Source organism: Kitasatospora sp. NPDC002965, assembly GCF_040611255.1.
In the GTDB taxonomy this organism is placed as follows: Bacteria; Actinomycetota; Actinomycetes; order Streptomycetales; family Streptomycetaceae; genus Kitasatospora.
The window spans coordinates 1-6,540 of the sequence record NZ_JBEXNT010000239.1 but is presented as its reverse complement, the minus strand read 5'-3'; the positions used below and the strand labels follow the sequence as shown (position 1 = coordinate 6,540).

Sequence of the window (6,540 nt, the reverse complement as noted above, 5' to 3'; positions counted from 1 at the left end):
GTGCGGTGCCCGCCTGCCCGGCGGGCGCGTCCGGCGCCGGGGGGCGGTCGAGCCCCGCGATCCCGTCCAGCGTCGCCAGCTCCGCCTCACGGCCCGTGAACGTGGCCGACGGCGGTGGCAGTTGGGCCGGCCGCGGCACGGACCCGGCCGGTCTCTCCGGCCCGGCGTGTCCGGTGCCGTCCCGGCCGGTGCCCACCGCCGTGGCGCTGCCGCGTCCCGCCCCGCCCCGCCCGGTCCGCGCCGGCCCCGCACGCTCCGGCTCCGCCCGCTCCCGCCGGGCCGTCGACCGGCCGGGTGCCTCCTGCCCGGTCGCTTCCGGGTGGCGCTCGCGCCCGCCCGTCCCGTGCTCGGCGGGCCGGTGCCCGCTCGTCCGGCTGCCACCCGTCCCGCTGCCACCGGTCGTTCTGCCACCCGTCGTTCTGGCGCCCGCCCCGCCGTCCGTCCGCTCGCCGCGGATCCCTCGGGCCCCGCCGCCGTCCGGGCGCGGCCCGTCCGGACGGCCCGGACCGGTGGTGAGCAACTCCAGGTGAAGCAGCTGGAGTTCGCTGCTCGGATCGAGTCCCAGCTCCTCCGCGAGCCGTCCGGCGAACCGCCGGTGGACCGCGAGGGCGTCGGCAGTGCGGCCGGAGCGGTGCAGGGCCCGCATCAACTGCCCGACGAACCGTTCCCGGAGCGGGTGGTCGGCCACCAGCGCGGTGAGTTCCGGCACGGTGGCCCGGTGCCGGCCCAGGGCTGCCTCCAGGTCGAGACAGTCCTCCCAGGCGGTCAGCCGCAGCTCGTCCAGCGCGACGGAGCCCGCCGCCAGCAGCTGTCCGGGGAGCCCGTCCAGGACGGGGCCGCGCCACAGGGCGAGCGCCTCCCGCAGGCCCGTCGCCGCGGCGGCCGGTTCGCCGCCTGCGGCGGTGGCGCGAGCCCGGGCGATCCGGTCGGCGAAGGTCCGGGCGTCCAGCCGGTGGCCGTCCAGTGAGATCCGGTACCCGTGGCCGTCGGTGAGCAGCACGGCCGGGCCACCGGGGTCGGCCCGGTCGAAGAGCCGGCGGAGCATCCCGGCGAGGTTGCGGACCTGGCGGTCGGCGGTGGCCGGTGGCCGGTCGTCCCAGACGGCGTCGACCAGCCGCGCCACCGGGACGGAGCCGTCGGCGTTCAGCAGCAGGGCCGCGAGCAGCCGCTCCTGCCGGTCGCCCCCCAGCCGGACCCTGCCGGCCGTGCCGGTCCGCACCTCCAGCGGTCCCAGAATCGCGAACTCCATGCGTTCCCCTCCCCAGGGCGCTGCACACCGCTGTCAGGCCGTCGCGTTTGGTGACGGTCTGATGACCAGATCATGCCAGATCGGTGCCGTCGATTGAGAGGGTCGAACCCGCACCGGGCCGATGAAAGGCCGGGGGCGTTCCCACTACTTGCCTGCGATCTCTGGAGACACAGCCATGACCTTCACCAAGCGCCTCGCCGCTGCCGCGGTGGCCCTCACCGCGGCCGTCGTGGTCCCGCTGACCGCCGTTCCGGCCAACGCCGCCCCGGGGCCGGCCACGCACTACGGGATGACCTGGGAGGTCCTCGGGTACGGGCCGGACGACACGGTCCACGTCGGGGGCCCCGGCGGCACGTCGAGCAACGCCTACTACGGCGACACCGCGCCGTCGGTCTCGCTGCCCGTGCTCTGCCTCAACGTGGACGGCAGCCCGGCCCCGGCCGGCATCAGCATCGGCTTCTACGACGGCTGGGCCCAGGGCACCGTGGCGCTCAGCCGCCCGGTGAAGGGCAGCCGCCTCAACAGCCGCGGCGCGGCCGACAGTGTCTGCCAGGCCACGTTCGGTGCCGGGTGGCGCGAGGCCGAGTTCCACGACGGCCACTACGGTCCGGACCTCGCCCAGACCGGTGGCTGGACCTTCTGGGCCTACGGTGACATCCCGAACAACACCCGTTTCTGGACCGCGATCAACGACCAGCCCGCCAACCCCTGGAGCTGACCCCAGCCGCGCCGTGGTGCGCGTCCGGCCCCGGGCGCGGACCACGGCACGCCCGGTCCGGGTGGCGCCCCGGCGGCCGGTCAGCCCTGTACGGGCACCAGCCGGTGGCTGTCGATCTCGGCCCAGACCGCCTTGCCGCTCTCGTGCAGCGCGGCGCCCCAGCGGTCGGCCGCCCGCTGGACGATGAACAGGCCGTGTCCGCCGGGCACTCCGGGCCGGTGCGGCAGCCGGAGCTCCGGCAGGGTCGAGGACCCGTCGCTGACCTCGATCCGCAGACGCGCCTCGGTGGCGTCGAGCACCAGCTCCAGCGGGCCCCCGCCGTGCATCATCGCGTTGGCCACCAGCTCGGCGACGAGCAGGACGACGTCGTCGACCACGTCGGGGTCCACGCCGTCCTCGGGCCGTAGCCAGGACCAGTCGGCCAGTGCTTCGCCGGTGAACGCCCGGGAGCGGGCGACCGGTTTGGGTAGCCCGGCCAGCCGAAGCCGCCGGCGCTGCCCGCTCGCCGGGCGGCCGCTCCCGGACCGGCTGCCGTCGAGCGCGCCGCGGCTCGTCGCCATGGGTCGCTCACCCCTTCCTCGCACGGGTGATGAGAGGTCGTCTGATCGGTTGCCCCGGGGCATCGGAGTTATTCCTGCGCCTGGGGGTGGATGCCGGGCCACTGGGGCCCGGCGGGCACGGAGGGTGCCCGGCCGCGCCTCAGGAGGCAAGCGCGGCGGGCACGGTCTCGTGGATGGAGAAGACCGCTTCGGCTCCGGTGATCTCCAGGAGCCGGGCGACCTGCGGGGACGGCGCGGCGAGCCGGAACTCGACGTCCGCGTTGCCGGCGGCGAGCCGCGCCCTCAGGAGCAGGTTGAGCCCCGAGGAGTCGCAGAAGCCGACCTCGCGCAGGTCCACGACCATCCGCCGGGGGCGCTGGGCCACCAGCTCGGTGAGGGCCTGCTCGGCCGGGGCGAGGCTGTCGATGTCGAGGTCGCCGCTCAGTGCGCAGACGGCCGACTCCGTGCCGGCGAGGCGAACCTCTACGCCCGGTGCGGTGGGCACGGTGGCCGCCGGGGCGGCCACCGGATACTGGTCGTCCTGGGCTGGCATGGTACGTGCCCTTCTCTCCGGATGCTCTCGGTGACCTTACGCCGATGAGAGGCCGTACAGCCAGGGGCGCAGGGGGATGCGCGGTCCCGGCCTCGGCGACGGGCGGGGACTCGGGCCGTCTCAGGACTCGTCCAGGCCGTCCCGGAGCCGCTTCAGGATTCGGCTGAGCAGGCGGGAGACGTGCATCTGGGAGACGCCGAGGCGGGCGCCGATCTGGGACTGGGTGAGTTCCTCGGTGAAGCGCATCGAGAGGATCAGCCGGTCGCGTTCGGGCAGTTCGGCGATCAGCGGCTTCAGCGCGACCAGGCTCTCGACCAGTTCCAGCCGTCCGTCCACGCCACCGAGGCGCCGCAGCGGGGAGTCCGCGGCGTCGGGGTCGGCCGAGGAGTCCAGCGACCCGGCGGAGTGACCGTTGGCTGCGGTGAGCCCCTCGATGATCTCTTCCTGGGTGAGGCCGAGGTCCTCCGCGAGCTCCGCCACCGTCGGCGCGCGGTCGAGGCCCTGGGCGAGCCGTTCCTGGGCCTTGGCCAGCGCCAGTCGCAGCTCCTGGAGCCTGCGCGGGACGTGCACCGCCCAGGTGGTGTCGCGGAAGTGCCGGCGGATCTCACCGAGGATGGTGGGCATCGCGAAGGTGGTGAACTCCACGCCGTGGCTGTGGTCGAAACGGTCGATCGCCTTGATCAGACCGATGGTGCCGACCTGGAGGAGGTCCTCCTGGGGCTCGCGGCCGGAGGCGAAGCGGCGCATCGCGTACCGCACGAGCGAGGTGTTGAGCTCGATCAGCGTGCCCCGGACGTACGAGTACTCGGGCGTGCCCTCCTCCAGGTCCCGGAGCCGCAGGAGCAGGTCCCGGGTCAGCTCGCGGGCGTCGGCGGGGGCGACCTCGGACGGGTCCGGTACCTCGGGCAGCACGTACGGCGCCGGCCGTTCGTCCTGGAGCGGCCGGACGGCCGTCGGCGCGGGCGGGGCGGTGACGGGGGAGGCACCCCTTCGTCCGGCCCGGCCGGGGACGGCCGCCGGGGCGGGGGCGAGGAGAGCATCACTGGGCGCAGCCATGTCGGTCCTTTCATCGGTTCCGCGATGACGAGGACGGCTCTACCCGGGACCGGCGGGGTGATGTCCCCCGGTCGCGTGATGATTTTGTGAAGAGAGAGAGGGGTTCGTGCGGGGAGGCGCCCCCGGCGTGCCCGGCGTGCCCGGCGTGCCCGGCGCCGCACGGGACGCCGACGGCGCGCGCCGCGGTGCCTGCCCGCGGAAGCGGCGTCCGCTACGCCGCGTCGTGGGAACCGCGCGAGGAGGCCCTGTCGTGGGTGGCCGTTCGGCGGGCGGTCCTGCGGCGGGAGGGCCGGACGAGTTCGGCGCGTTCGGCCTCGGTCAGCCCGCCCCAGATGCCGTAGACCTCCTCGGCCAGCAGGGCGTACTCCAGGCAGGCCCGGCTGACGGGGCAGTGGGCGCAGACGCGTTTGGCCTCCCGGTCACGGTCCTCGTGGGCCTGACCGCGTTCGCCGTTGGGGTGGAAGAAGAGTCGGCTGTCGGCGTGCCGGCAGGCCGCGCGGGTCTGCCAGCTCCCGTGGTGGTCGAAGACGCCGGGACGGCGGGGTCGGTCGCTCATGGGATCCGTCTGACCCGTCCCGCCGGGAGTAAACCGCCGCTCTCGCGGGCCGCCGGACCGCCCGGCCGGGGGAACCGACGGGGTGTCGAGCGTCACACGGCGCGGCCCGGAGGGCGCGGACACCCCCGAACGGCCCGTCACGACCGGGCGGGCGCCGTTCCGGCAGGGGCCGAGGGCCCGTCCGATTCGGGACCTCCGTCCTCTCCCGTGCTGACCTTCGCCCCCGCGGCCGGGTCGGAAAGGCGGGCAACTGTGGACGGTCGCCCGGTCGGTTTCCGGGCGAGCGGGCCGTTCCCCCCGGGGGGCGGCCCGCCTATCCGTCGTCTACGCCGGCGTACGGGGTGCGGGAGCACCGCCGTCCGCTCCGGAGGACCCGACTTCCATGTCACGCACCATCGACAACGCCCCGTATACCGCCTTCCACCGCAGGCTCGCCCTCGCCTGCTCCGGCGGACCCCTGCTCGACGGGTACATCCTGAGCATCGTCGGCGTCGCCCTCATCGGCATGCGCCCCGAGCTCGGGCTCTCCGCCACCGACGTCAGCCTGATCGGAGCCGCGGCCCTGATCGGCATGTTCGTCGGCGGCGCGCTCTTCGGCGTGCTGACCGACCGGATCGGCCGGGAGGTGATGTACACCGCCGACCTGCTCGTGATGATCGCCTGCTCGGTCCTGTCCTTCTGGGTCGACGCCGTCTGGGCGATCACCCTGCTGCGCTTCGTGCTCGGCATGGCGGTGGCCGCCGACTACCCGATCGCGACCTCGCTGCTGGCCGAGTGGCTGCCCGCCAAGCAGCGCGGACGGCTGCTCGGCCAGCAGATCGTCGCCTGGTACGCCGGCTCGGTGCTCGCCTACCTGACGGGCTACCTGTTCCTGCGGATCGGGGGGCCGGGCAGCTGGCGGTGGATGCTGGCCAGCTCGGCCGTGCTGTGCGTGGTGTTCCTGGTGATCCGCCGGGGCTCGCCGGAGTCCCCGCGCTGGCTCGCCGCCAACGGGCGGGTCGGCGAGGCGGTCCGTGTCGTCGAGAAGCACCTCGGCGTCCGGGTGGACGGGCGCGAGCTGATGCCCGAGCCGGCCGAGCCCGGCCGTGCCACCGGACTGCGCCTGCTGATGACCCCGCCGTACCGGCGCCGGGCCCTGTTCTGCGGGCTGTTCTTCCTCTGCCAGGTCGCACCGCTCTTCGCGATGCTCACCTTCGGGCCGCAGATCCTCGCGGCGTTCGGCATGCCGGGCGGGATGGTGCTGGAGACGCTCGGCACCGGCCTGGTGAGCCTGGTGTTCCTGCTGGGCTGCTACCCGGCGCTGCGCCTGATCGACACCTGGGGCCGCCGTCCGGTGATCATCTGGTCGTTCGCCCTGATGATCGTCCCGCTGGCCCTGCTGGGCCTGTGGCCGGCCGCCCCGGCCGCCGTCGCCGTCGTCGCCCTGTGTGCGTACGCCTTCCTGTGCGGCGGGCCCAACGTGCTCGACTGGACCTACCCCAACGAGCTCTTCCCGACCGAGATCCGGGCGACCGCCGTCGGCGTCGCGACCTCCGTGAGCCGGATCGGCGCGGCCGTCGGCACCTACCTGCTGCCGCTGTCGCTGACCGGACTCGGCACCGGGCCGACCATGCTGATCGCGGCCGGCGTCACCGCGGTCGGCCTGCTGGTCTGCGTGCTGTGGGCCGAGGAGACCCGGGGGGCGGGCCTGGGCGCGGCCTCGGCGTCGGAGACCCGGGCCGTCCGGGCGCAGCGCGCCCCGCAGCCGGTGCGCTGACGCCGTCGGGACCGCTGAGGCCGTCGGGACCGCAGCCACCGCCGGGACCCGGCGGCCGGTGCACCGGAACGGACCGCCGGTCACCGGGACCGGGCCGCCGCCACGCGCGGTGG

7 protein-coding genes are annotated in these 6,540 nt (G+C 75.0%); 2 read left to right on the top strand and 5 right to left on the bottom strand.

Going from position 1 to position 6,540, the window contains the following annotated elements; translation table 11 throughout:
• Positions 1–1,249 (bottom strand): AfsR/SARP family transcriptional regulator (locus tag ABZY91_RS40985; protein WP_355409223.1); only part of this gene is annotated, 1,249 nt, incomplete at its 3' end.
• Between the two features lie 175 nt (positions 1,250–1,424).
• Between ABZY91_RS40985 and ABZY91_RS40980 the strand changes: the two genes are divergently transcribed.
• On the top strand, positions 1,425–1,967 hold the full coding sequence (locus ABZY91_RS40980; protein ID WP_329881343.1) for a hypothetical protein: 543 nt from the start codon (positions 1,425–1,427) through the stop codon (positions 1,965–1,967).
• Between the two features lie 80 nt (positions 1,968–2,047).
• Here ABZY91_RS40980 and ABZY91_RS40975 read toward each other — a convergent pair whose 3' ends face one another.
• The 4 genes from ABZY91_RS40975 to ABZY91_RS40960 all read right to left on the bottom strand — a co-directional run bounded on the left by ABZY91_RS40975 (position 2,048) and on the right by ABZY91_RS40960 (position 4,671).
• On the bottom strand, positions 2,048–2,527 hold the full coding sequence (locus tag ABZY91_RS40975; RefSeq protein WP_329881342.1) for an ATP-binding protein: 480 nt from the start codon (positions 2,525–2,527) through the stop codon (positions 2,048–2,050).
• A gap of 139 nt (positions 2,528–2,666) precedes the next feature.
• Complete coding sequence (locus ABZY91_RS40970; protein ID WP_329881341.1) at positions 2,667–3,059, bottom strand: STAS domain-containing protein; 393 nt, start codon at positions 3,057–3,059, stop codon at positions 2,667–2,669.
• Between the two features lie 120 nt (positions 3,060–3,179).
• Complete coding sequence (locus ABZY91_RS40965) at positions 3,180–4,115, bottom strand: SigB/SigF/SigG family RNA polymerase sigma factor (protein WP_355409220.1); 936 nt, start codon at positions 4,113–4,115, stop codon at positions 3,180–3,182.
• A gap of 211 nt (positions 4,116–4,326) precedes the next feature.
• On the bottom strand, positions 4,327–4,671 hold the full coding sequence (locus ABZY91_RS40960) for a WhiB family transcriptional regulator (protein ID WP_329881339.1): 345 nt from the start codon (positions 4,669–4,671) through the stop codon (positions 4,327–4,329).
• Positions 4,672–5,053: 382 nt separating this feature from the next.
• On the opposite strand from ABZY91_RS40960, the gene ABZY91_RS40955 reads away from it, so the two are divergent.
• Positions 5,054–6,427: an MFS transporter gene (locus ABZY91_RS40955; protein WP_355409218.1), complete on the top strand. Its 1,374-nt coding sequence runs from the start codon at positions 5,054–5,056 to the stop codon at positions 6,425–6,427.
• The last annotated feature ends 113 nt before the right edge of the window (positions 6,428–6,540 follow it).

What these genes read in the sequence shown, in the direction of transcription:
- ABZY91_RS40955 (WP_355409218.1), top strand. Translation starts at nt 5,054, where the DNA reads ATGTCACGCACCATCGACAACGCCCCGTATACCGCCTTCCACCGCAGG.
- ABZY91_RS40970 (WP_329881341.1), bottom strand. Translation starts at nt 3,059, where the DNA reads ATGCCAGCCCAGGACGACCAGTATCCGGTGGCCGCCCCGGCGGCCACC.
- ABZY91_RS40980 (WP_329881343.1), top strand. Translation starts at nt 1,425, where the DNA reads ATGACCTTCACCAAGCGCCTCGCCGCTGCCGCGGTGGCCCTCACCGCG.
- ABZY91_RS40965 (WP_355409220.1), bottom strand. Translation starts at nt 4,115, where the DNA reads ATGGCTGCGCCCAGTGATGCTCTCCTCGCCCCCGCCCCGGCGGCCGTC.
- ABZY91_RS40975 (WP_329881342.1), bottom strand. Translation starts at nt 2,527, where the DNA reads ATGGCGACGAGCCGCGGCGCGCTCGACGGCAGCCGGTCCGGGAGCGGC.
- ABZY91_RS40960 (WP_329881339.1), bottom strand. Translation starts at nt 4,671, where the DNA reads ATGAGCGACCGACCCCGCCGTCCCGGCGTCTTCGACCACCACGGGAGC.